Source organism: Chitinimonas lacunae (assembly GCF_042650885.1).
GTDB classification, from domain to species: Bacteria; Pseudomonadota; Gammaproteobacteria; order Burkholderiales; family Chitinimonadaceae; genus Chitinimonas_A; species Chitinimonas_A lacunae.
Map to the genome: position 1 here is coordinate 3,188,260 of NZ_JBHSBU010000001.1, position 23,719 is coordinate 3,211,978.

Annotated in this window: 18 protein-coding genes, 1 pseudogene and 1 riboswitch; of the genes and pseudogenes, 2 read left to right on the top strand and 17 right to left on the bottom strand. The window is 55.9% G+C overall.

Annotated features, from left to right (window positions below; translation table 11 throughout):
* Nucleotides 1-75 precede the first annotated feature (75 nt).
* Nucleotides 76-222, bottom strand: a riboswitch (FMN riboswitch).
* A 27-nt stretch (nt 223-249) separates the two neighbouring features.
* The 7 genes from ACFOW7_RS13710 to ACFOW7_RS13740 all read right to left on the bottom strand — a co-directional run bounded on the left by ACFOW7_RS13710 (nt 250) and on the right by ACFOW7_RS13740 (nt 7,828).
* Nucleotides 250-546, bottom strand: a complete 297-nt coding sequence (locus tag ACFOW7_RS13710) for a hypothetical protein (RefSeq protein WP_378165172.1) — start codon at nt 544-546, stop codon at nt 250-252.
* A 72-nt stretch (nt 547-618) separates the two neighbouring features.
* Nucleotides 619-1,083, bottom strand: coding sequence for an Mpo1 family 2-hydroxy fatty acid dioxygenase (locus ACFOW7_RS13715; protein WP_378165174.1), 465 nt, complete (start codon nt 1,081-1,083; stop codon nt 619-621).
* Between the two features lie 111 nt (nt 1,084-1,194).
* The gene (locus ACFOW7_RS13720; RefSeq protein WP_378165176.1) at nt 1,195-1,845 is read right to left on the bottom strand and encodes a glutathione S-transferase family protein; all 651 of its coding nucleotides are present in this window, start codon (nt 1,843-1,845) and stop codon (nt 1,195-1,197) included.
* 480 nt (nt 1,846-2,325) lie between these two features.
* Nucleotides 2,326-4,410, bottom strand: a complete 2,085-nt coding sequence (locus ACFOW7_RS13725) for a TonB-dependent receptor plug domain-containing protein (RefSeq protein ID WP_378165178.1) — start codon at nt 4,408-4,410, stop codon at nt 2,326-2,328.
* Between the two features lie 414 nt (nt 4,411-4,824).
* Nucleotides 4,825-6,204, bottom strand: coding sequence for an NAD(P)(+) transhydrogenase (Re/Si-specific) subunit beta (locus tag ACFOW7_RS13730; RefSeq protein ID WP_378165180.1), 1,380 nt, complete (start codon nt 6,202-6,204; stop codon nt 4,825-4,827).
* A gap of 10 nt (nt 6,205-6,214) precedes the next feature.
* A complete protein-coding gene (locus ACFOW7_RS13735; protein ID WP_378165182.1) occupies nt 6,215-6,589 on the bottom strand; it encodes a proton-translocating transhydrogenase family protein in 375 nt (124 codons plus the stop codon).
* Between the two features lie 111 nt (nt 6,590-6,700).
* A complete protein-coding gene (locus ACFOW7_RS13740; protein ID WP_378165184.1) occupies nt 6,701-7,828 on the bottom strand; it encodes a Re/Si-specific NAD(P)(+) transhydrogenase subunit alpha in 1,128 nt (375 codons plus the stop codon).
* 1,936 nt (nt 7,829-9,764) lie between these two features.
* On the opposite strand from ACFOW7_RS13740, the gene ACFOW7_RS13745 reads away from it, so the two are divergent.
* On the top strand, nt 9,765-11,384 hold the full coding sequence (locus tag ACFOW7_RS13745) for a methyl-accepting chemotaxis protein (protein WP_378165186.1): 1,620 nt from the start codon (nt 9,765-9,767) through the stop codon (nt 11,382-11,384).
* A gap of 329 nt (nt 11,385-11,713) precedes the next feature.
* On the opposite strand, the gene ACFOW7_RS13750 is transcribed toward ACFOW7_RS13745, so the two are convergent.
* Together ACFOW7_RS13750 and ACFOW7_RS13755 are read right to left on the bottom strand one after the other, a co-directional pair.
* Nucleotides 11,714-12,361 (bottom strand): HAD-IA family hydrolase, encoded by a 648-nt coding sequence (locus ACFOW7_RS13750; protein ID WP_378165188.1) that lies wholly within the window; start codon nt 12,359-12,361, stop codon nt 11,714-11,716.
* A gap of 335 nt (nt 12,362-12,696) precedes the next feature.
* Nucleotides 12,697-13,564 (bottom strand): annotated as a pseudogene (locus ACFOW7_RS13755) (IS5 family transposase).
* Nucleotides 13,565-13,875: 311 nt separating this feature from the next.
* Between ACFOW7_RS13755 and ACFOW7_RS13760 the strand changes: the two are divergent.
* Entirely contained in the window at nt 13,876-14,889 is a 1,014-nt protein-coding gene (locus ACFOW7_RS13760; protein ID WP_378165191.1) for a GIY-YIG nuclease family protein, read from the top strand.
* 195 nt (nt 14,890-15,084) lie between these two features.
* On the opposite strand, the gene ACFOW7_RS13765 is transcribed toward ACFOW7_RS13760, so the two are convergent.
* The 8 genes from ACFOW7_RS13765 to yidC all read right to left on the bottom strand — a co-directional run bounded on the left by ACFOW7_RS13765 (nt 15,085) and on the right by yidC (nt 23,688).
* A complete protein-coding gene (locus ACFOW7_RS13765; RefSeq protein ID WP_378165193.1) occupies nt 15,085-16,362 on the bottom strand; it encodes a hypothetical protein in 1,278 nt (425 codons plus the stop codon).
* Nucleotides 16,363-16,519: 157 nt separating this feature from the next.
* On the bottom strand, nt 16,520-17,626 hold the full coding sequence (locus ACFOW7_RS13770; protein ID WP_378165195.1) for a plasmid recombination protein: 1,107 nt from the start codon (nt 17,624-17,626) through the stop codon (nt 16,520-16,522).
* On the bottom strand, nt 17,623-17,859 hold the full coding sequence (locus tag ACFOW7_RS13775; protein ID WP_378165197.1) for a helix-turn-helix transcriptional regulator: 237 nt from the start codon (nt 17,857-17,859) through the stop codon (nt 17,623-17,625). Before ACFOW7_RS13775 ends, ACFOW7_RS13770 begins: the two co-directional genes overlap by 4 nt.
* A 121-nt stretch (nt 17,860-17,980) precedes the next feature.
* Nucleotides 17,981-18,670, bottom strand: coding sequence for a hypothetical protein (locus ACFOW7_RS13780; protein ID WP_378165199.1), 690 nt, complete (start codon nt 18,668-18,670; stop codon nt 17,981-17,983).
* Nucleotides 18,671-18,750: 80 nt separating this feature from the next.
* A complete protein-coding gene (locus ACFOW7_RS13785) occupies nt 18,751-18,993 on the bottom strand; it encodes a hypothetical protein (RefSeq protein WP_378165201.1) in 243 nt (80 codons plus the stop codon).
* A gap of 110 nt (nt 18,994-19,103) precedes the next feature.
* Nucleotides 19,104-20,315: a tyrosine-type recombinase/integrase gene (locus ACFOW7_RS13790; protein ID WP_378165203.1), complete on the bottom strand. Its 1,212-nt coding sequence runs from the start codon at nt 20,313-20,315 to the stop codon at nt 19,104-19,106.
* A 183-nt stretch (nt 20,316-20,498) separates the two neighbouring features.
* Nucleotides 20,499-21,848 (bottom strand): tRNA uridine-5-carboxymethylaminomethyl(34) synthesis GTPase MnmE, encoded by a 1,350-nt coding sequence (gene mnmE / locus ACFOW7_RS13795; RefSeq protein ID WP_378165205.1) that lies wholly within the window; start codon nt 21,846-21,848, stop codon nt 20,499-20,501.
* A gap of 181 nt (nt 21,849-22,029) precedes the next feature.
* Complete coding sequence (gene yidC, locus ACFOW7_RS13800; protein ID WP_378165208.1) at nt 22,030-23,688, bottom strand: membrane protein insertase YidC; 1,659 nt, start codon at nt 23,686-23,688, stop codon at nt 22,030-22,032.
* Nucleotides 23,689-23,719 lie beyond the last annotated feature (31 nt).

The following is a 23,719-nucleotide window of genomic DNA, read 5'->3' on the forward strand; positions in this document are numbered from 1 at the left end:
AGGCAATCTGCATGGCCGGCAATCAGCCACGCGCTTTCCGAGCGCCTCGTCGCAGCTGGACGGGCACTCGCGGCGTTTCGTCTTCTTTCATCCGGACTATCACCGTCGGCCCCGGCATTGGACCGGGTCTGCTGACCTCGCGCGGGAACGCGAGCGCTCGCGGGCTCGGTGCCTGGGCACCCTACCGCCGGTGGGGACTTTCACCCCGCCCTGAAGACGCGCCCCGTCTGGAACGGGGCGGACGCGACTCTAGCATGAACCGGCTTCGGCCGCCTCGCGCCGCTCACCCGTTCCCAGCAGCAAGGCCGCCACCACCCCGAGCTTGGCCACGGCCAGACAGAACAGCCCATACTCGGGCCAGCGCTCGGCAGTACAGGCCAACAGCACAGTCAGCACGGCACATAGCGCGAGCAGACGACCGGCGATACGTTGGCGTACGGCGGGATCGGGATGACGGCGGAAATCAGCAGGATGAAAACGGAAACGCGGGCGGTCGCCGGTACAGTAGAGACAGGTCGCGACGGCCGCCAGAAGCGCTGCGAGCACGAACAGGAGTCCGGCGTAGGAGAATATCGAGGTAGACAGACGGGGTCTTTCCACGCCGGGTACCCCCCGGCTTCAGTAAGGGATATTAAGCCGCCGATACAGCCAACTCAAGGTCCAGGCCGGACCGATCAGCAGGAATTGCAGATCGCGGAAAAACGACGGCTTCTTCCCTTCGACCTTATGGCCATAGAACTGGCCGATCCAGGCCACCACAAAGACCACGGCGCTGATGGCCAGAATCGGCAGTCCCGCCGTGCTCATTGCTTGCAGAATCAGCAGAAAGGCCCCGCACATCAGCCCCATCCCCAGCGCCATCGAGAGGGACAGACGCAGATAGAACAGCAGCCCCAGCAGCACGATCAGGCTGGCGAAATTGGCAAAAGGCACGGCCGCGAGCGCGGCCGGGACGGGAATGCACCAGGCAAAACCCAGCACCGTGAACACGATGGCCGGTACGCAGATTTTGTGGATGGCGATATTGGTGGGATTGCGATGGCTGTCGCCGTAAGCGTCGAGCCATTGTTGCAGGGTGATCATGACGTCTCGCTCCTTATGGTTATGTTGCGCGGCGAAACCGCCGCGCAACGCCATTTCAGTACGAAACGCCGTTATGGACAAGCGTACCGCCGCCCCCCAAGCCGGCTCGGATCAGCCTTCGCGCCAGTGCGGCGGATAGGTGCGGTCGAAGTAGGCCAATGATTCAAGGCGGGTAAGCCAAGCGCTCAGACGCGGGCCGATACGCCGCTCCAGCCCCAGATCGGGCCGCTTCTTGGTGCAGATGCGCAACAGATAGGCCAGCGCACTATAGAGCGCATAGTCGGCCGCCGACGGTGTCTCGCCGCCAAACCAAGGCTGCTCGCCGATTTCCGCCTCGAAACGGCGCAGTTCCGCGCCGATCTGCGTCATCGCGGCATCCAGACGGCCTTCGTCGGTCGGGTCTTCGTTCCAGGCGATCTGATCACCCACCGCTTCGAGCGCGCTGTCGAAATAGTGGTCGATCTCGGCGATCAGGCGCCGCGTTCTGGCCCGGCTGCGCGGGTCCTGGCCCAGCACCGTGTGTTCGCGGTAAGCGTCGTCGAGGTATTCAACGATGGCGGCGGACTCGTACAGCACAAAATCGTCATCCACCAGCACCGGCACCTTGCCGCGCGGATTGAGCGCCAGGAATTCCGGTTTTTTCAGGTCGCCGGCCGCAAAGGACAGCATCTGCAAGCGGTAGTTGAGCTGCTTGTGTTCCAGCGCCAGCCAGACCCGCCAGACAAAGGGCGAACCGGAACCGGCATAGAGCGTAAGAGCCATCGTCGTCTCCTGTTGGTATAAGACCGGCGCCAGGCCGGATCAGAACAGCTTACCGGGCAAGAAGACTATCGGCTAGGAATTAGCGATAAGTTTTTTTGAATTTCGCCTGGAGGAAGATTGACCAGCACAAGGCATAAATAAAATATTCTGCAAATATACTGCAAGATATATAGCCAAAAATAGAAAAAAATAACTATTCCTACATCCATGCGTTGATGGCTCCAGTAACGGTCCGCCAGCGCCCGATCGTGTCTATTCCCTCGAAGATTCCACGCCACATCCAGACTGCCCCGAGCTGATCAGCTAGCGCATTGCCAGCCAATTCGGCGTGAGCGTGTCCGGACCTCAACGTGCAGCGTCCCCAGGTTTAGCGGCGACGCCGATTCAAATGGAAATGCGCCAAGTTTCGCTCCCGCGGCAACTCCCGTGCAGAGACAGACCATGCTGCGTTTCCTGAGTCTGGGCGCCTCGCCAGCCCACTCAGAACTTCAGCTCAAGCACTGCATTCCAGCTCGTGTAGGTGCGATGGTCCTGCTGTCGCGTCCGCTGGCTGCCACCCAGGTCGATCTCGCTGCCCTGCCGGTAGTCGGCATGGCGCAGATTGCCGGCCGACAGGCGCAACTGCGCGGCCGGGCTGAAACGCCACAGGCCGTAGGCATCGATGACGCCCTTGCTGCCGGTGCGGGTGGTTTCGCCTTCGCTGACCCGGACCCGATAAGCCGGCGTCCAATTGACCGTGGCACCCACGCTCAGCGGCAGCGAACGGAGCCGGTAATCGAAGCCCAGATTGAGCGATTGCGGAATCTGGTCGGCCAGTCGGTTATCCGGCCCAGGCACGCCTGCGACGCTTGACCAGTAGCGGCCGTAGTTGGCGCGCAGATCGAGCGCGAGTTCGCTATCGACCAGTTCGGCCAGCCGGACCTTGGCTTCGAGTTCGATGCCGTTGGTGCGGGCGCGGGCGATATTGCGCGGTACGGCAATCCAGCGGCCGTCGAGCAATTCGGTGCGGCGGCGGATCAGATTGTCGATGCGCCGGCTGAAGGCGCTGACGCTGACCAGCCCACCCTGACTCAGATAGCGCTCAAAGGCGAAATCGAGCCCCCAGGCCAGTTCGGGCTTGAGATCGGGGTTGCCGTACTGATCGGGTGCGGTGGGCGAGTTATCGGTCGAGCGCCAGCCGCGCCCGAGCAGGTCGCCTGGGTTGGGAGTCTTGTAGCTGCGGCTCAGGCCGAAACGGACTTGATCCTTGGCTTCGGCCGATAGGCGCCACACGCCTTGCAGGCTCGGGCTCCAGACGCTGCTGCGATGGCGCTGGCTCATCCCGCCCTGGCTGGCCGTTTCGATTCCTTCCCAACGCAAACCGCCATACAGCGCCCATTGCGGCGTCACCTCCCATTCATCCTGCACAAAACCGGCAAGCTGGGCAGTGCGCGCCTCGTACTGCTCACCGAAATCGGTCTGCTGCGGTAAACCGTTTTCCAGCTTCTGGCGGCGTTCGCGCCGGCGGCTCCATTCGGCGTTGTAGCCGAAAGCCAGCATATGCTTGTCCACGCCCAGGGGCAGGGTCCATTTGCCATTGCCGCTCCAGCCCTGCTCGCGGGTCTTGCTGTCGTCCTCGACCAGGCGACGCAGTTCGCCCGCCGTATCGCGGCTCTCGGTCTGCTGTTGGCGTTCATTGCGGTGGAGGCTGGTGCCGAGGCGGACGTTGAAGCGGCCCCGCTGCACGAACCGCCCCTGCCAGGTGGCGTTGAGCCGGACCATCTGGTGGTCGTTGTCGCTGCTGGAAAGGGTTTCCGGATAGGCCAGCGGATCGCGCGGCCCGGACAGCGTGCGTTCGGTCAGCGTCCGGCCCTGGCTGCTGCCGTGACGGCTGAAACCGAAGCCCTGCACCACCAGGCTTTCCCCCTGGCCAAGGCGCCAGTTCAGCCTGGGAGCCAGATGCAGCATATGGCCGCGGTTACGCTGCTCGGCTTGGCTCGTCTCATCGAAATTCTGCCGGCCGTCGCTGGCCCGGCCCTGCTCTTCCACCTCGCTGTGGAGCCGCTGGTCGAAGCGGTTGAGCGCTGCGGCCAAGGTGTAGGAAAGCGTTTCCGTCTTGTCGCTGTGCTGGAGAGACACGCCCGGCTGAAAGCCCCGATGCTCGAAGCCCGCGCTGAGCCGGGCCTCGTTCTGGCGCTTTCGCACATCCTGGCGCAGCACGATATTGATGGTACCGGCCACGGCCCGGGCGCTGTGTTCGGCCAGCGGGCCACGGGTGATTTCGATCCGCTCGACCATGTCGGGCGACAGCGAATCGAGCGAAAAGCCGCGTGCCATCGGCTCGTCATTGATCAGGATCTGCGTATAGCCCTGACCCAGTCCACGCATCCGGATCTCGCCACCGCGCCCGGGTACGCCGCCGAGGGTGACGCCGGGCAGACGCTTCAGCACATCGCCAAGATTGCTGTCGCCGTAACGGTCGAGTTCGTCGCGGCCAAAGATCAGCTTGGTGGCGGTCTGGCGTTGCCGCTCCTCTGTGGTCGTCTCCTGCCGTCCTGTCACCACCACTTCTTCCACCTTCTGCACGGCTCCCGGCGTTTTGGCAGGCTTTGGCGGCGTTGGTGCCGGTAAGGTCGAGTCTGCCCCCCAGGAAACGCCAGCGAGCGCATACACAGCGAAACAACGGGCAAGAAACGGATAAGCGGACATGACTTCCTCGACAAGGAACACCAGCAGCGGCGGCAAGGGCCCGGCATCAGAGCGGGCGATTCTGGCACAGGTGCGCTGGTTTTTCAGGGAAGGCGGGGGCAAGGAAGGCAGCACTGGGGCGCAGTGGAGCCGCTATAGAAAAATATGTGAAAAATCATTTCAAGATTTGAAGCAATATGAAACAGATAATGAAATTTACTTGCATAAATATTGGAAGAAAAAACGGGACGGATCCGAAGATCACGCCCCGTTTTCCCGGTCGGCAGACTTCCCCTCAAGTGTTTGGCCGGCTCAATGGGTGGCTTTGAGCATATCCTCCACCACCTTTTTGGCGTCACCAAACACCATCATGGTCTTGTCCATATAGAACAGATCGTTGTCGAGACCAGCATAACCTGCATTCATTGAACGTTTGACCACCACCACAGTGCGTGATTTATGCGCTTCGAGGATCGGCATGCCGTAGATCGGGCTGGCCTTATCCTTCTGCGCCGCCGGGTTGACCACGTCGTTGGCACCGATCACCAGCACCACGTCGGTGTTGGAAAAATCGGCGTTGATTTCCTCCATCTCAAGCACCCGCTCATACGGCACTTCGGCTTCGGCCAGCAGCACATTCATATGGCCCGGCATCCGACCGGCCACCGGGTGGATGGCATAACGCACATTCACCCCTTTTTCGCTCAGCGCTTCGGCAAATTCCTGCAAGGCATGCTGGGCACGCGAAACCGCCAGGCCGTAGCCCGGCACGATCACCACCGAATCGGCGTTGTTCATCAGGAAAGCAGCGTCGTCGGCACTGCCGGCCTTGTAGTGCTTCTGCGTACCGCTGGCCACTGCCGGTCCGGCATCGTCACTGCCCATTCCCCCGCCGAAAATCACGTTGAGGAAGGAACGGTTCATCGCCCGGCACATGATGTAGCTCAGGATGGCGCCGGAAGAGCCGACCAGCGAACCGGCGATGATCAACACCGAGTTGTTGAGGGTGAAACCGATACCCGCCGCTGCCCAGCCCGAATAGGAATTGAGCATCGACACCACCACCGGCATATCGCCGCCGCCGATCGGGGCGATCAGAAAATAGCCCAGTACCAGCGACAGCATGGTCATCAGCCAGAACGAGCTGAGCGTCTCGGTCACGAAGTAGTGGGCACCAAAACCCAGCATGGCCAGCGCCAAGCCGATCTGCACCGGTTTGACGAAACCGCCTTTGAGCGGCTTGGCGCCGAGCTTGCCCGACAGCTTGCCCCAGGCGACCACCGAGGCCGTGAAGGTGATGCCACCGATAAAACAGCCGACGAACAGTTCGATCCGCTGCACCGTGCTGTGCTGCTGCTCGGTGTGGTGAACCGCCGCCAGGGCAATCAGCACAGCCGCCAGACCGACCAGCGAATGCATGATGGCCACGGTTTCAGGCATCTGGGTCATCGGGACGGTACGGGCACGGTACAGCCCAACCGCCGCCCCGGCGATCAAGGCCAGCAGGATCAGGACGAAATTGGGATTCGGGGCAACAGCCAGGGTGGTCAGGATCGCCAGACCCATCCCGACCATCCCATAGCGGTTGCCGGCAATGGCGCTGGTGGGGCTGGACAGTCCTCTGAGCGCCAGGATGAACAGGATGGCGGCGACCAGATAGACCCAGTCTGCATACGGGGCGAAATCTCGCATGGTCGGCTCCTCAGCGCTTTTTCTTCTTGAACATGTCGAGCATCCGTTCGGTGACGGCAAAGCCACCGAAGATATTGACGCTGGCGAGGAAAACCGCGATCGCTCCGAGCACCGAGGTCAGGCTGAAGGCTTCTCCACCGATGAACTGCGTCTGTAGCAGCGCCCCCACCACGATGATCCCGGAAATGGCATTGGTCACGGCCATCAACGGCGTGTGCAGCGCCGGCGTGACATTCCACACCACGTGGTAACCGACCACGATGGCCAGCACGAAGATGGTGAAGGTCGCGACAAAGGGATTGGACTGGACGACTTCGACCGGTATCTGCTGCACAGCCTGACTGGCCTGGGCGACGGCAGTGACGACGGTTTCCTGCGTACTCATGGCATTTCTCCGGCAATAAACAGAAAACAGTGGCGGCTGGAGGCATGACGGACCCGTCCGAATCGTTTCGGAACAGAAGGAGCCCTGGCTCGTCGGGTCCGGAAAACCGCGTCAGCCGGCCTTGAACAGCAGTTCGCCCTGGTGAGTCACCAGGCTGGCAGCCACGATGTCGTCGCTGCGGTCGATGACGAAGCGCTGTTCCTTGTCGAACAGTAAGGCGATGAAATTCAGCAGATTACGGGCATACAGGCTCGAAGCATCGGCCGCCACCATCCCAGGCAGATTGGCAAAACCGACCAGTTTGACGCCGTTGTCGGTGATCACCACTTCATTGAGCCGCGACAGCGGACAGTTGCCACCCTGCTCGACGGCCAGATCGACCACGACCGAACCCGGTTTCATTCCCGCGACGGTTTCAGGCTTGAGCAGTACCGGCGCAGGTTTCCCGGGAATCAGCGCGGTGGTGATGACGATGTCGGCCTGGCGCGCATGTTTATCGACCAGTTCGCTCTGACGGCGCTTGTAGTCCTCGCTCATCTCGCGGGCATAGCCACCGGCCGTTTCGGCCTGCTGCTTCTCGGCGTCGTTGAGTGGCACCTCGATAAAGCGGCCGCCCAGCGATTCCACCTGTTCCTTGGCGGCCGGTCGCACGTCGAAGGCTTCGACCACCGCTCCCAGCCGCTTTGCCGTGGCAATCGCCTGCAAACCGGCCACACCGGCGCCAAGAATCAGCACGCGAGCAGGTTTCACGGTACCGGCTGCCGTCATCAGCATCGGAATAAAGCGTGGATAGTGTTCAGTTGCGAGCAGCACGGCTTTGTAGCCGGCGATATTGGCCTGGCTCGACAGCACGTCCATTGCCTGGGCGCGGGTGGTGCGAGGTACCAGCTCCATCGCAAACAGATTGAGCCGCTTGGCGGCGTAGGCCGCCAGATACGGATTGCGATAAGGATTGGCCAGCGCGATCACAGTGCTGCCCTCCCCCACTGCGGCAAGTTCAGTGTCGTCAGGTGCCTGGACCTTGAGGATCAGCTCGGCGCTATCAAGGGTGGCGGCCCAGTCGTTGGCGACCCGTGCCCCGGCTTCCTGGTAGGCAGCGTCGGGGATGGCGGACAGACGACCGGCATCCCTTTCGATGGTGACGCTATGACCGAGCGCTACCAGTTTCTTGACTGTCTCGGGGGTGGCGGCCACGCGGGTTTCACGGGCGGCGCTTTCTTTGGGAACTGCAATGCGCATGACACTCCTCGCCTAAGTCTTAAGTTTGTGCCGGGTCAGCTCGACCGAAGCACGGACCAGTGTAGGAAAACAGCGTTAAAGCAGTACGTCGGCATCGCAGGAATCGGACGCTGACGATTGCTCCAAGAATCGGAGCGGTCGCGGATGGCGACCTGGTGACGTTGCCCGGCGGTAGACCGGTGCATTGGCAGCCGTAGTGGGATAGCCACGGCTTTCAAACAAGCGTTTGAATGGTTGGGTTATTCAATCATGGTTCCCGTGAAAAGAAAAGCTGTCCTTCCCCGCCGTTGCAGACATGTCGTCAACCTGTCACCAACAGCAAACAGCCCGCCGAACACGCTCTTGTAAACCACTGTTTCAAAAGAAAAATTTGAATCTTTTCATGGTCGAGTCCCGTTTTCATGGCAGGTTTTTGACCTTGGAGCGACCTCTCTTGTACCACGATTGTATGAGAGAGAAGGATAAGAATAGGTAATAGAACAGCGTGCCAGCTGTGGATAAGTGTAAAACCCTTTTTATTTCATCCGTTTGACCCAGGAAGTGGGCTGAGGAAAACATCCACTGAGCCATGTGGACCAATTGTGATGCAATTTTTCCTTCCGCCGGCAAAGCCGTCTTATCCACATCTGCGCGCCATTTTATCCACGATCGGCAGTGGATAACTCACTACATTTGCTTACTATTTAAGCGCCGCCGATTATTTCACCCTGTGAATGGCCATTTCCTTCTCCCATTCGTCCCTCCCTTCCCCATTTTCCCCTGCTCGCCCCCGGAAATGTAAACGCCTCGTTCTCTCCGAACGATCGAACGTGATACAGACTTTTTCGTTTCCTCTGCACGGTTGAAGAATCTCTATCGCTTATTTATCGCGCTGGATTGTCTTTCAGAGAACTTCAATCTGAATTTAGACAGTTATTTCCAAGATCACTTCTTAATGCAGACGGGTTTCTGTTGGAAATCGCGCTGATCTTTGTTTTGACTCGGTTGTTTCCAAGTACTTATCGAGCTTGCCTAGTTTTTTACTGATGGCGAAGCTGAAAATCTGAGGAAAAGTTTGAGGCGCTGAAGGTTCAGCTACGTTTTTTTCCTCAAATCTCTTCTGTGCTGAGTCTGAGAGAGTGAACCGGCACTGCAAGCTCTTCGAAGTGCTTCCCATCGATAACCTACTAAGTTAGAGAGAGAACAGATAGAAATAATTGATAAGCCCTCCCCCTATCTGTGGACAAGCCAAAAAAACCTTTCAGTTCATGTACTTGCTTGTGAATCTGCCTGTGGATGACTCACTACTTCGTTTGTGGGTGGATTGTGGCTCGTTTTGGCGGTCGGTGCGCCAGGTCTGCTTGCTCACAGATTCGATGAAGGTTCTGCACAGGGCTTGTAGGAACGATTGGAGGGGAAAAAGTAAGAGTCAGGCAGAATATTTACTGGTATTAGAATGGCTTCAAATGTCGGATTCTTATTTGCCGCCTCAGGGTAAGAAAAATCAATTCATTTCATCATCCTGCTCCTATGTCGAAGAGAAATAATTTCGATTCTGGCGGTGGATGAAATATTTTTAGCTTCTGTGAGAGGAGGAAAAAACTGGAGAGCGATGGGGTGATGAAGAAGATAGCGATGCTGATTGTCTGCTCGGAGGTTTTATCTTTCAGCTCAGGAGACGGAAAGATAAAAATAAACCTGTCACAAGCAACAAATACGGTAGCAGATGAATTCAGTCTACCTTATGAGAAATGCAGGTTTTACAACAAATCTGACATCGGAAGACGGCTTAGGGGAGAAGAGGGAAGCGCTTGTGCGAGGTGTGACCGTGTGAAGCTTGCTATAACACTCCTACAGACCGGGTAAGGGACTTGTCCAGTCTGCTTCTGTTTTGCCGTATTGCTCGTTTCCTGTCGGTTTCTCCTGATTTATGTAGCTTTGTTCGGAAGGACGATTTATGTTGCAACGCATCTCTCATCGCCTGGGTGCTTTTATCGTATTAGCACTGATCGGTTTGTGGATTACCGGTCTCAACGGGCTCTATCAGCTCAACAGCTTGCAGGCAGCACTGAATGACATCACAAAAAATGTGATGCCTCGCGTCCAGTCGCTTGATGAGATCCAACGTCAATTCAATTTGGTACGGATTGAAGTGCTCTACCACGTTTTGGAAGCTGAAGCGGCCAAGCGCGGTGAGCGGGAAAAATCTCTGTCTGCGCGTTGGGATGCATTGCATAAATCTCTCGACGACTACGCCAAATTGCCGCTTGACGATATTAATCGGCAAATGCTGGCTGCCGATAAAGCCGCACTGGCCAGTTATGAAACGGGTATAGCGAAGGCATTGGAACTGTCGCGCAGTGATATGGATTCGGAAGCACGTGAATACCTCAGCCAGGAAATGCTGCCCAAAGCCAATGCGGTGGCCGAAGCTCTGGGCAAACATGGCCAATTCAATAATCAGAAAGCCATAGAGCACCGGGAAAAATCGGAAGACCGCTATCGCGATTCACTGCTGGTCTTGATCTCTCTGATGGCGGCGACGACGCTGCTGCTGTTGTGGGTGTCCTACGGTACCTACCGCAAAGTGGTCGGTACGGCTCATGAAGCCAGTCGCCAGGTCAGCCGGGTGGCGCGTGAACTCGATTTCAGCCAGCCGATTCCGATCAAAGGCCAGGATGAGCTGTCGGAATTGCTCCATGCCTTCAATGGCTTAATCCATGGTCTGCGTGACGGACTGGGCCGGATTCGTAACGATGCCGAGCGGTTGACGCTGGCGTCGGCCGAATTGGCCGGTTCTGCTGAACAAATCACTGCCGGTTCAGTAGCGCAGAGCGATGCTTCGGCCAATATGGCGGCCAATGTCGAGCAGGTGACGGTCAGTATCGGCCACGTTTCCAACCGTACCGACGAAGCCAGCAGCCTGACCCGGGCCTCGGGTTCGCTGGCGCTCAATGGGCGCGACTCGGTCATCAGCACAGTCAAAAGAATCGAACAGATCGCCGATGTGGTCAGTGGCGCTGCTCAGGAGCTGAACCAGCTTGAAGAAAGCGGACGGCAGATCAGCGCGGTGGTCAGCGTGATCAAGGAAGTGGCGGAACAAACCAATCTGCTGGCGCTCAACGCCGCCATCGAGGCGGCCCGTGCGGGCGAGCAGGGACGGGGTTTTGCGGTGGTGGCCGACGAAGTGCGCAAATTGGCTGAACGCACAGCCGGCTCGACGGTGGAAATTGCCAATATGGTCCAAGCCATCCAACAACGGTCGGCCCAGGTATCGAACCAGATAACCCGGGCGGTCGAATCGGTCCGTGATGGCGTGCGCGAAGGCGTCAGCACACGCGATGTGATCGAACAGATCGCCAATAGCGCCGAACAGGGCAGCCAATTGGTCGACGAAATTGCCACCGCCTTGCGTGAACAGAGTGCAGCCAGTAATTCGATCGCCGGTCAGGTCGAACGAGTCGCCCAGATGGCCGAACAAAACAGCCGGGCAGCGGAGCGGGGAACGGAGTTGTCGAAGGAATTGCAGCGCTTGGCCACCACGATGAACCAGGTTGTTGGGTCCTACCGGCTATAGGAATCAAAATTAAATATTCATGCAAAATCTCTGCAAATAAGGTGGCGAGTTTAAAATACAAATAAATAAAAAACGAAGCGCGCTATTACAGCGCGCTCCGTTTCTTTCTGTTGGAGGCGTTAGAACATTCCCGAAAAACTCGGCGCTGAAGGTCTGGACACCAAGCATCAGGTTCAGGTCGATTAACAAGGCTGCAAATGGCATCGATTTAAGCGGGAATACGCTGGCGCATTTCCGAAAAACCCAGTGTCCGAGGGTGCGGACACAGAACATCAGGTATAGGACAATCAAGCAGTGCTACCAGTGGCGCTGATCTAAACGGAAATACCTCAATCGAGTGCGAGATCGAGAATCAGCTCGGGCAAAAGCGCCATATCGCCGAATGCGACCACATCGGGTTCGATTTCGGCCGGATGCCTCCGCCCCGGCTCGAACCACAGGGCCCGCATCCCGGCCGCTTTGGCGGCTGCGATGCCTACCGGGCTATCCTCGACCACGATACAGTCAGCCGCTGCGACCCCCATCGCCGTGGCGGCCGCGAGAAACAAGCCAGGTTCGGGCTTCCACGAACCGACTTGGTAGGAACTGAACAGATTGCTGCCGAAGTAGCGGGCAAGCCCCGCCACCCGCAGGGCCTGCACGATCTTCTCGGGCGGGCCGCTTGAGGCCACACACATCGGCATACGGATTTTCTCCAGCGCCTCTGCCACTCCGGTTACCGGTTTCAGTTCGTTTTCAAATAATTGGGTCACCAGTGCCCGATAGTCGGCGACAAATCCTTCCGGCAGGGTCAGGCCATGGCGGTTTTGCAGATCGTCGAGAATGGACTGCAACTTCGCGCCACGATAGCGCTCGACCAGCGCCTCGGTGCGTTCTTCGACACCCAGATCGCGCAGCAGCGCGACAAAGGCTTGATTACATAGCGTTTCACTATCAACCAGCGTGCCATCGCAATCGAAGATGACGCATGCCGACATGGGAAATCCTCCTGAGCTGTTGTCGTAATTGGGCTGGAAATCCGTGCTGGAAACGGCACGTCCGTTGAACATCGGCCGCAGCACAGCAAGTCCAACTGCTGCCGCTAAGCGTATCCGAATGCTTGGTTTGGACACAGCAAACCAATGCCCGCGCCGCGAGCTGGAAGTCTCGCCAGCCTGGGGTAATCAGACTGGGCAGGAAGTTTTCAAGTCAGGTGGAAGAGACTCATCTGCTGATATAGAAGAGGAGGCGAATTCAAATTTGAAGTGCCATCGGGAAGGGCTTTGTTGCATAACCCAATCTCAGGTCGAGTGAACCCTTTGCCGGACGGAATTCAGGGGTGAGCCACCGTGGTAGGCATGCCCAGCAGCACGAAGCGATTCAAGATCGCATAGCGTACGTGGATTTCGGCGACCTGCCGTTCGGGGTGTCGGGCCAGCAGTCGCTCGCCGAGCCGCGATGCATTGCGGTTTCTACCAGGCTGCGCCGAGGGTAGCCGCTCCAGCGCTTCCAGATCGCCCGCCCCACGCACTTGATCGCGGCCAGTTTGTCGTTGCGGTGGGCTGCCCAGTCGGTCTGCTCTCGCCAAGGCTGGGCATCCCAGCGAGGGGGAACCAGTCATTCGGCCCTCCACGCCTGAACGGCACGATAGACCCGCCGGCTGTCATAAGCTCCGTCGCCCCCACGCTGTCGAGCACTGTTCCCGGTGGCAGCTGCGACAATAGCTCCTCGACCTGTAGGCCATCGGCCTGACGCGGGTCGGTCACCTCAACTGCTTGAATTTCCTGCGTATCGGCATTGATGGCCAGATGCACTTTGCGCCAGCCGCGTCGATAGGCCGGCCCGTGCTGCTTGACCTTCCATTCCCCCTCGCCGTGAATCTTGATGCCGGTGCTGTCCACCAGCAGATGCAGCGGCTCGGCACGGCGTCGCACCGGAATCTGCACCGCCAGGGTGGCCTGCCGCCGGCTGACCGTGCTGAAACACGGCACCGACCAGTCCAGATTCATCATGCGCACCAGGCTGCACGTGAGCCCGCGGACTTGGCGCAGCCCTTGTTGGAACAGCACCTTCAACGTCAGCATGATTTGAATGGCTTGATCGCTGTAGCGCGTCGGGGCGCCCGCCTGACCTGAACGCTCATTGCTATGCCAGGCAAGGTCCGGCGAAAACCAGATCATGACATCGCCCCTCGCTTGCAGGCTTCGGTTGTAGTCGGACCAATTCGTCGTGCGGTAGCGGGGCTTGGCTGGCTCATTCTGCTAGCTTACAACCGGCGTCAACCCTGGAGTCGGGGGGGTATGCAACAAGGCCACTCACGGCTATAAAAATTTGTCTACTACTACAGTTGTAAAATTGGTTTTATCAATTTTTCTAGACTATTTCTTGTATATGGCTGAGATTCGCGTTTTTACCAGCTTTGCTTTTCTGTTGTTCCCTTTTCTCGGCTCAACGGGTGCCTTAGATTGATCGACTAAAAGGTCAGCAATTTTTTCCATGTGGGATGTTTATTATGGAAAATTCTTTACCTGACGAGTGCGCTGCTAGCTTGGGCTTCCCTGCCTTTGCACCCGTTGCTTCTCTGTTCTCTATCACACATCTTTTTGATTCTGGCAGGAAACGTTGTGGTGTCTATCTGCTGCATTTTCAGGCAGGATCCTTTTATATTGGCCAATCGGTGGATGTGGTACGTAGATTTTCAGAACATCGACGTATCTACGATGATATTGTGGGATTTTCTTTTCTGCCTGTCGAAAAAATCTATCTGGAAGACAAAGAGAAAGACATTATATTTCGGGCTGAGATTCAAGGCATTAAGATAATCAACGCTGTTCATGTTTCAATCCTCAGCGGTACGGCCGATCTGGACTCGATTATTCCTCGTGCGGAGCAGGACGAATGGCTAAAGGACCCAATCTCTTTCGTCAAACAAAGGCCGCAGGGTGAAAAGATAACTTTACCTGATTCCCTGCAAATCCGGTTCGCCAAATCCTTTCAAAAATTTCGTAAACATCAATTGGCACCAAAAATCTTGCCTTTGGCGAAAAGATATATTGAATATTGCCTGCCGTTTCCGAGAAAAACCGAACACTCCTTCTGGGCAGTTAGCTGCATGCCAAGTACTAACCGGAATACCTTTCCCCGCCTGTTATCGGTCAATGTTGGGGTAATGGAAATATTTGTCGCTGGATGGATGAAACATAATCCAACGAGATTATGGGCATTTTTGACGATAGCCGGAGATGTCTTGGAGGACAGTGGCATATCAATCTATCAGCTGAAGAAGACATACCCTTTTCTAAATAAGAGTTATAGAGGCTACCGGGATGCAGGGCAGTATCAAGTCACACTCTCTGTGGAAGGAGACGATAAATTAGAAATTTTATTGGACAATCCGACTGTTTTAAAGGCTGCGGCGACTCTAGCCCTGCGTGTCATGAGAAAGCACGCAACCATTTATTCCAAGTTTCATTGTTCACAGTTGGCAGATGTCTTATTGGCAGAGGAAGGCGCAAAGAATCTCTAGCAATAGGTCCGACAGACTTGATTTGGCCAAAGCAGGTTTCTGGGAAATTTTCCAAGGGTTTAAGATACCTGCCCTTGGAATTAATATCATTTGCCGATGCAGAAAATAATTTAGCGCCCCTAAGCCGCCTAAGCACTGCCTTTATTATTTTCATGGGCCGTGCTTGGACTAAAATTTGGACTTAATCTTGGGTGTTCAATCCGCATGGGCTAATATGTCTTGAGCTTTTATCAAAACATATCCTGGTTTACGTGTTAATTCATCAATGCTTTTTTCGTGTCCCGATTTATGGGTTGTAAGTAAATTTATCATAGCAAGAAGCCCTGTAAAACTAATTCCTAGTTGATTAGTTGCTGCTCCATAGGCTACTGCGCCTAAACCAATTAATCCGAAAGTTGTTTTCCAATATTTTGTTGAGTGTTTTTGAGCTGATTCGAGTTCTGCTTTTACTTCCGCCGCTTGTTCTCTAAGTTCATAAATAAATTCTTTTCTTGCTCTGTTTGTTCCGTCGGTGTCCTTGTAGAGTTCTATATCTGAATTTTTAATAAAAATTTCTCGGAATTGTGGTAGTGCTTTGCACGCTTCTTGTCGAAGCTGTAAGATTTGCTCGGGATTCAAATTGCTCACCCATGGAATATCAAAACCGTTTTGGTTATCTAAAACAGCTAAGCTTTTCCGGCTGAAACTTTTTCCATCTTGCAATCTTAACCCAGCAAGCCCAATTTTTGAATTGGAAAAAATCGTTCCTTCCCCTATTCCTGCATTTCGAGCCATCCATGCGGTTTCTCTTACAGCACGATGAATAACAGCCTGAGTAATCTCTCGCTTGGTAGCAGAAATTGGAACGGATCCAGCTTTTGCATTAATTATAATTGTGGGTGTAAAGAATGAGCCTGTATCTATATGGCATTCACCATTTTCTTGGTGGGATATAGATATTTCCTCTTCATATTCGTCGAGTAGATTTTCTACGATATTGTCTATTGTGTTTTCGAATACATTAAGGCAGCCTTTGCATGAAACAATGAAAGGGCGTTGGAATTTTATAATTCCCGCCGAGATTAAAGGGTATAGTTCTGTCAAAACCAATCCGTCCCCTATAATTTTTTCCAGCTTTACGTTAGTTACCCTTCCCAAATCTAAAAAACTTTCTGTAAAAAAATCAGTTAGCCATACTCTGTCACCAATAAGCCCCATACTTCTACTTATATTCTTTGCTTGTAAAATACGGCATGGCCCAGCCTGACAGCCTGTAGGGGAGAAAGGATCTAAAGCACTATCAAGATATATTTCAAATCCATAGCTTTTATTCTGTGTTTTTATTGTTGATGTATAATAAAATTCGGATTGTTGTTTTAATTCTGGAATCAAAGCTTTAATGTTTTTTCTGGCATCAGTCAAAGATTCAGATGCTTTTAATGCATCAACAATGAGAGGAATGGCCGGAGGAATGTCGTTCAGATTTTCGCTCATGTGATTCTCCATTTTTAAATGGTTGATCGTTGATTTTTTCTGTGAATGTAAAAATCTCTTTCAGATTTAGATGTTGCTGAAGAATTTATTGATTGCCGGCAAATTTGGAATTGGGATTGGACTCATAAAGAGTACTTATCCTGAATATGATCTAAATTCAATCAATCTTCTCAGGATGAAACCAATCCCAGTTTTGGGGTTTTACTCGCAATATTTCTTGCAGGGCTGTTTGACGAGCACTTTCTGCTTGAATCTTGACGGGTGCGCGAAACTCTCCTAGCTCATTGTCCCATGAACTTGCTGGCTGATCATCAGGAACCCGCTCATACAACGGCGGTTCCGACGGTATTGGTTCTGCGGTTTGCTCTATGTAATCTTCGTTCCCGGCAGAAATCCCTACACAGGTATAGGGTTGCTGTTCCTGTTTGGCTTCCTCTACATTCCCTATAGGTTTTTTACAAGTAGCAGGAGGATTTCTTCCAGCCTTATTTTTCGGTCTTGTAGAGGCAGTCATTATGGCAACGAAGCTTTTTGACTGGCCTGTCTCTATGGGAACGTTTAAACCAAGTTGTTCGCTTAGTCTTTCAGGACTTGATTTTATCAGCTCCAACAGAATCTCTCTGAAACTAGGGTCTCGCAGCTTCTCCGGATAGAATTCAATAGCCTGAATGATTTCTTCAGCAAGCGCTGATCGAGTACGGCTGTTTAGTCGTTTCGTTTTAACTGGGCGCGAAAATCCATAAGACTTAGCGACGACTTCATGGAAGTTATCTTGCATGAACCGAAGACTCTGTCGTCCGCCTATGAGGTCGCTTCCTATCATACGCCCGTCCTTCAACGGCAATAACAAGACATGCATATGAGGCGCCCCCTCATCAAGATGGACTATCGCAGACAAGACGGGTACGCCGAAGAAAGAGCGTATCCACTCCAGCCCCTTCATGAAGAATTCTCTTAACGGTACCGTAGTGCGTGGTGGAAGGCTGATGAGAACTTCTACCATACGTACAGCGTTCTTCCTGAGCTTAGTAATTCCTGCGTCCTGTAAGAGCTGTCGCGCCTGTGCGTTAACTTCTGTGGCTGTTTCTGGGCCGGCCAGTACCATGTTGAGCGGCGTTTTATTAACGTCGATATGGCTGGTTGCTCCTAGCTCTGCTTGAAGCTCTCGAAGGTTGTGTCGAGCAGCAATGCTGATAATGTTGGGATCATGTTTCTTGGCTACTGTGAGCCGGGGATTGAAATTCATCATTTCTTTCCCCTTCATTTGCTGTTTTTCTTATGGGCTTGTGCTGCCCGGCTCTGCTGAATCTGGGCTTCAAGCCATTCGTCAATGTCTGATTCCAGCCAGCCTACCGCTCGCCCTCCTAGGTTGATCTGACCAGGAAAGGTACCGTCTTGCATGCGTAGGTAGATCGTGGCTCGGGATAAACCGACCCGTTCTTTGACTTGAGGGAGGCGAAGGACGACGGGATGGTGGTGGGGGTTGTACTGCTGCATCAAGGCTCCGTTGCATCGAATCATGGATCAAGAACCTTTCTTGACCCTCTGACTGCACGATACCGATGCAAAAGAAGCCCGAATAACAGTGGGAAGCACCCGAAATTCCGGGCGTTTGCTACTACTTAAGTGCTGGATATTTTTCCTTGGCTTCAAGAATGATGTCGCGCCAAGTGTATTCGTCCAGCACTAGCCCAATGTCGTCACCTATGGCTTTCAGGATTTGAACTGCTGGGCTTGCGTACTCGTGATAGATATTGTCAAACGTCGCCGATGCACGAATCCCGTAGTGTCTGGCTGCACGTAAGACATCAATAGCTAGCTCAACGGCTATGGCATGCTGCATTTGATCGTAACGGGGGCGCCTGGGAAGTTGAGCCACTGCTTGTTGGCCTTGAAGCACATAGGGAATCAGCTCCCCGAGCTTGTCTGCACATCCCAGAGGGTCGGCTTCTACCCCTAATAGCCTATCCACGTCCGTTGAGAGCTTGCGTAGCTTTTGCTGTGCTTCTGTCAAGGTATCTAGCAAGTCTTGGAGTTCGGCCTTTATATCCTGCTTGACCAAGGCTCGCTTTGCCGTATCGAGATGGGGGATTGCCTTATAGGCTTGGCTTAGTAAATAGTTGACGAACTCATCGGCAGGATGTCCGAAGAATTCGTCAGCTTGGGCGGATTGATGTGGATAGAAATCTCTTAAAAATAACCTTAATTTTTCTGACTTTGATAAGTCTTTGAGCGAGACAGGTTCTTCTGACTGCATCATCTCAGCTAAAGTAGGCGGAGCGTTATACTGTGCTTTTGCTGTCGGCATGGTTGCGCCTCCCTCTTCAGCGGCACTTGGAAAACTTAAACCGGACAGATTATGCCCGGCTCTCTTTATAAACGTTTCCCTTACATCTTGCGCGCGTCCTCTTCCGCCTCTTCCAAAAGATCAGCGATACCAGATAAACCATCCGAAACCAGCCAGTCGGCTGGCTTATCCTCTGCGATTACCGCTAATGCGATCAGCTTTAGTAACGTCTTGGATGAAGAGAGTCGAAGCAACAGCCTTTCATGAGATGTGGAGTTGATGGGGGCTGATTGGGACGGGACGGGCGAGCTGTCGCATTTGGCGGTATGATCGGCGTCAGCCATGATTCAAGCTCCTTCTAAGCTTGGTTTATGGTCAGGGTCGGCAAGTGTTGGCGCATTTGTCGGCCCGCTTCACCCCATCTTGGCGAATGGGGAACTTTCATTTTCTTGGGTTACGCCACTTTTCCGAAGCGTCCCAACACCACTTTCTGATCCGTCAGCAAGCTGTCGATGAAGTCGCCCCAGAATTGCAGCATTTCCCGTCTTTGGTCCGCATACTCGGCGCGGTTGTAGATGCCGCGTACTCCGCCAATCGTATGGTTTAGGGCCTTCTCTACGACATCCGCCGGCCAGCCATTTTCGTGCAGCAGCGTCGAGGCGGTACGTCGTAGGTCATGAATAGTGAAAGCAGGAATATCCTGGCCTTGTAGGGCGGTCTTCAAGGCCGTATTCAGGGAGTTATGGGCGAACGGCTGTTTAATCGTGCCGCGACCCGGCATAACGAATTCGCTCCCGCCTGCCAGACGCCGCAGCTCTTCAAAGAGGCCGAGTGCCTGCCGCGACAAGTAGACGATATGCGGCTTGCCGGTTTTGGAGTTCTCGGCCGGTATCTGCCATTCGCCTTTCCCTACGTCGATATGTTCCCAGCGTGCTAACAGCAGCTCGGACTTGCGCACCATCGTCAGCAAGATCAGGTGCAAGGCGAGTTTGAATTGCCGTCGAATATTGGAGGCGAACGCTGCTGTCAGAAAGATGCGGATTTCTTCGGGAGATAGCGTCCGTTCTCGCGCCTTGGGCTTATGAACATGACGCATTGGCAGGGCTAGAACGGGGTTTGCGGCGATCAGGCCGCAGGTCACGGCGTAATCCATCAAGCGCTTCAACAATCCACGTACCACGCCCGCAGCGGCATCGAAACCGTGTTCTTTCTTGCGCCAGATTAGCGAGCGCACGTCTTCCGTTGTCACGTCTTTGACGAGCTTCTTCCCGATGAAAGGCAGGATGTCTTTGTCGAGATAGCGGCGGGGTAATCGTGTGTCTTTGCGGTCCTTGGCTTGGACCTCGACGAAGAAACGTTCGGCGAACGCCGCGACGGTGATGTTGTCGGGACTGCCGGCTTTGGCGCGCTGCTTCTGTTCGGCTGGCGACACACCCATGGCGACCGACGTGGCGGCCTCGTCGCGTTTGATTCTGGCGTTCTTCAGGGATAGCGCCGGGTACTTCCCGAGCGTCAGCTTTTCCTGTTTGCCATTGAGCCGGTAACGATAGCGCCAGACCACACCACCAGTTGGAAACACCTCGACGTAAAGCCCGCGCTCGTCGCTGACGGTGTAGGGCTTGTCCTTCGGTTTTAGCGCCTTCAAGGCGGTATCGGTCAGTGGCATGATGCCCCCGTAAGTCCAAGTAGTGCTGACTTAGGTGTCCAAGCTGCCGTTGGACAGAAACTTGGACTCGAAAAGCCAACGCTTTCGTTAGCTTTCCTTAGACAATCTAGGACACTGAAACCTAGGTTTCAAGCGGGTTTCAAGGCGATTTTCGGAGCGGATAAGATGGCCTTGGACGTAACATTATTTGCCGATGCAAAAACGCCCAAAAATTTCCCCCAATAAGTCATCGGCCGTGAATTCGCCAGTGATCGACGACAGGGCGTTCTGGGCCAGACGCAGCTCTTCGGCGAACAGTTCGAGGCCATGCCAGCAGTGGTTGGCGGCATCGAGATGGCTGGCGGCGCGGCGGATGGCGTCGAGATGGCGCTCGCGGGCCAGGAAGACTCCGGCATCGCTGCCCTGCCACCCAACCATGTCGAGCAGCGCCTGCCGCAGCGCGTCGACGCCTTCGCCCCGTTTGGCCGACAGCCGCACCAGCGGATGGCCATCCTCTTCCGCACGTCCGGGTGCTTCGCCGCTCAGGTCGATCTTGTTGTGGACATGAATACGCGGCAGCCGCGCCGGCAGCCGGTCCAGGATCGCGCGGTCGAGTTCGGTGATGCCTTCGCGCTGATCGATCAGTAATAGCACCAGATCGGCCTTCTCCACCGCCGCCCAGGTGCGGGCGATGCCGATCTTCTCGACCGGATCGTCGGTTTCGCGCAAACCGGCCGTATCGACCACATGGAGCGGCACGCCGTCGAGCACGATCGACTCGCGCACCGTATCGCGGGTGGTGCCGGCGATTTCGGTCACGATGGCCACCTCACCGCCGGCGAGCGCATTGAGCAGGCTCGATTTGCCGACATTGGGCTGACCGACCAGCACTACATGCATCCCTTCGCGCAGCAGACTGCCCTGGCGGGCGGTGGCAAGCACGCGCTGCAACTGGCTCTGCAGGCCGCTCAGTTGCCCGCGTGCATCGGCCGCTTCGAGAAAATCGACGTCTTCTTCTTCCGGAAAATCGAGCGTGGCCTCGACCAGCATACGCAGCCCGATCAGTTGTTCGACCAATTGACTGATCTCATGGGAGAAAGCGCCCTGGAGCGAACGTAGCGCCGAGCGCGCGGCCGCTTCGGAGCCGGCGTCGATCAGGTCGGCCACGCTTTCGGCCTGGGCCAGGTCGAGCTTGTCGTTGAGAAAGGCCCGTCGGGTGAATTCACCCGGTTCCGCCAGCCGGGCGCCCAGTTCGAGGCAGCGCGTCAGCAGCATCTTCATCACCACCGGGCCGCCGTGACCTTGCAGCTCGAGTACGTCCTCGCCGGTGAACGAATGCGGCGCCGGGAAATACAGCGCCAGCCCCTGGTCGATCACCGCACCGTCGGCGTCGACAAAGGCGGCGTAATGGGCATGGCGCGGCCGCAGCGCACGGCCAGTGATGGCCTGGGCAAAGGCAGCCAGGCCGCTGCCGGAAATACGGACGACGCCCACGCCGCCGCGACCGGGCGCGGTGGCAAGAGCGGCAATGGTGTCGCGGACGGGGTGGGTCACGTTGGCAGCTCGAACGGGAAACGGATCGACGATTGTGCCACGGCAGACGAAACTGGCCGTGACAGACCAATTATTAAAGATTTCTGCAAAATCTGTGCAAGAAACAGAAATCTAAATATCAAAAATATAAAAAACAATGCCGCCACAAGGGCGGCATTGTCATTGCTGCGGGACAGCAGACTCAAGCGGGCGAATCACCCTTTTCGATCGCCCGGGTAATCAGCCACTGCTGCACGATCGAGAACAGGTTGTTGACCACCCAGTAAAGCACCAGACCGGCCGGGAAGAAGAAGAACATCACGCCGAAGATCAGCGGCATCAGCTTCATCATCTTGTCCTGCATCGGGTCGGTGGCAGGCGGGTTGAGGAAGGTCTGCACATAGCTCGACACCGTCATGATGACCGGCAGGACATAGTAGGGGTCGGGCAGGGACAGATCCTTGATCCACAGCACCCAAGGCGCCTGGCGCATCTCGACCGTGGCAAGCAGCACCGAGTAGAGGGCGATGAACACCGGGATCTGCACCAGGATCGGCAGACAGCCACCCAGCGGGCTGACCTTCTCGGTCTTGTACATCTCCATCATGGCCTGCTGGAACTTCATGCGGTCGTCGGCGTACTGCTCCTGCAGCCGCTTCATCCGCGGCGCCAGCTTCTTCAGCCGGGCCATCGAGCGGTAGCTGGCAGCAGTCGGCCACAGCAGCACCACCTTGATCAGCAGGGTCAGCAGCACGATCGCCCAACCCCAGTTGCCGACCAGACCGTGGATCATGTCGAGCAGGGTGAAGATCGGACGGGCCAGAACGCTGGTCCAGCCGTAATCCTTGACGAATTCCAGGCCAGGCGCGGCGGCGAGCAGACGACGGGTTTCCTGCGGGCCGGCAAACAGCGGCACGCTGAAGCTGCTGGTGGTACCCGGCTGAATGGCCGGCAGATCGACCACGGCACCGGCAGAGTACAGGCCGTCACCGGCGCTCTTGACCTCGAAGCGGCAGGCGTTGCGGGCACAGACATTCTGATAGCCGTTGGCCGACAGCAACCAGGCGCTGGCGAAGTAATGCTGGATCATCGCCACCCAGCCGTCGCGACCTTCATGGGCGTATTCGGCTTTGCCCTTGTCGATGTCCTTGAAGTCCACTTTCTGGAACTTGCTGATATCGGTGTAGACCGCCGGACCGGTAAAGGTCGCGGTGCCGAAGAAGCCGTTGCCACTGCCTTCGGGCAGGGAACCGTCGCGCAGCAGGCGGTAATAGGCCGACAGCGCAACCGGTGCAGCGCCGCCGTTCTGGATCTCGTACTTGACGTCGATCAGATAGCTATTGCGCTTGAAGGTATAGATCTTGGCCACCTTGAGGCCGCCGACTTCGGCCGCTTCAAGCCGCACGCTGACGCTGTCCTGGCCGTTTTCGAGCCGGACCTGGCTGTCTTTGGTGGTAAACAGGGTACGGTGGGTGGGGAGGTTGGGCAGGCTGGCTTGCAACAGGCCAGTCTGGGCGACGTAGGTATGGTCGGGACGCTCATCGAGCAGCACAAGCGGGGTACCGGGCTGTTCATGACGGCCGTGCTTGAGCAGGCTCAGACGGCGCAGGTCGCCGCCCATGGTGTCGATCTCTGCGTCGATAAGATCGGTGGTGATGCGGACGCGGCTGCCTTTTTGCAGGCGGCTGGTATCGGCCGGCGCGGCGGCTGCGACGCTCGGCGTGGCGGCGGCAGTCGGGTTGGCGCCGCTTTGCTGCACGACGGCCGGACGCTGCGGCTGCTGGCTGTGCTGCAAGTAGCTCCAGCCGTACAGAATGCCGAACGACAGCACGACGAAGAGGATAAATCTGCGGGTATCCATCGGGGATTCCTGGGCGATGATCGGGAGGCTC

Bases quoted from the DNA above. Each gene is read 5' to 3' on its own strand.
- ACFOW7_RS13715 (WP_378165174.1), bottom strand. From the start codon at position 1,083: ATGATCACCCTGCAACAATGGCTCGACGCTTACGGCGACAGCCATCGC.
- ACFOW7_RS13770 (WP_378165195.1), bottom strand. From the start codon at position 17,626: ATGAAGGGGAAAGAAATGATGAATTTCAATCCCCGGCTCACAGTAGCC.
- ACFOW7_RS13775 (WP_378165197.1), bottom strand. From the start codon at position 17,859: ATGCAGCAGTACAACCCCCACCACCATCCCGTCGTCCTTCGCCTCCCT.
- ACFOW7_RS13765 (WP_378165193.1), bottom strand. From the start codon at position 16,362: ATGAGCGAAAATCTGAACGACATTCCTCCGGCCATTCCTCTCATTGTT.
- ACFOW7_RS13735 (WP_378165182.1), bottom strand. From the start codon at position 6,589: ATGAGTACGCAGGAAACCGTCGTCACTGCCGTCGCCCAGGCCAGTCAG.
- ACFOW7_RS13780 (WP_378165199.1), bottom strand. From the start codon at position 18,670: ATGCCGACAGCAAAAGCACAGTATAACGCTCCGCCTACTTTAGCTGAG.
- yidC (WP_378165208.1), bottom strand. From the start codon at position 23,688: ATGGATACCCGCAGATTTATCCTCTTCGTCGTGCTGTCGTTCGGCATT.
- ACFOW7_RS13790 (WP_378165203.1), bottom strand. From the start codon at position 20,315: ATGCCACTGACCGATACCGCCTTGAAGGCGCTAAAACCGAAGGACAAG.
- ACFOW7_RS13740 (WP_378165184.1), bottom strand. From the start codon at position 7,828: ATGCGCATTGCAGTTCCCAAAGAAAGCGCCGCCCGTGAAACCCGCGTG.
- ACFOW7_RS13785 (WP_378165201.1), bottom strand. From the start codon at position 18,993: ATGGCTGACGCCGATCATACCGCCAAATGCGACAGCTCGCCCGTCCCG.
- ACFOW7_RS13730 (WP_378165180.1), bottom strand. From the start codon at position 6,204: ATGCGAGATTTCGCCCCGTATGCAGACTGGGTCTATCTGGTCGCCGCC.
- ACFOW7_RS13720 (WP_378165176.1), bottom strand. From the start codon at position 1,845: ATGGCTCTTACGCTCTATGCCGGTTCCGGTTCGCCCTTTGTCTGGCGG.
- ACFOW7_RS13745 (WP_378165186.1), top strand. From the start codon at position 9,765: ATGTTGCAACGCATCTCTCATCGCCTGGGTGCTTTTATCGTATTAGCA.
- ACFOW7_RS13760 (WP_378165191.1), top strand. From the start codon at position 13,876: ATGGAAAATTCTTTACCTGACGAGTGCGCTGCTAGCTTGGGCTTCCCT.
- ACFOW7_RS13750 (WP_378165188.1), bottom strand. From the start codon at position 12,361: ATGTCGGCATGCGTCATCTTCGATTGCGATGGCACGCTGGTTGATAGT.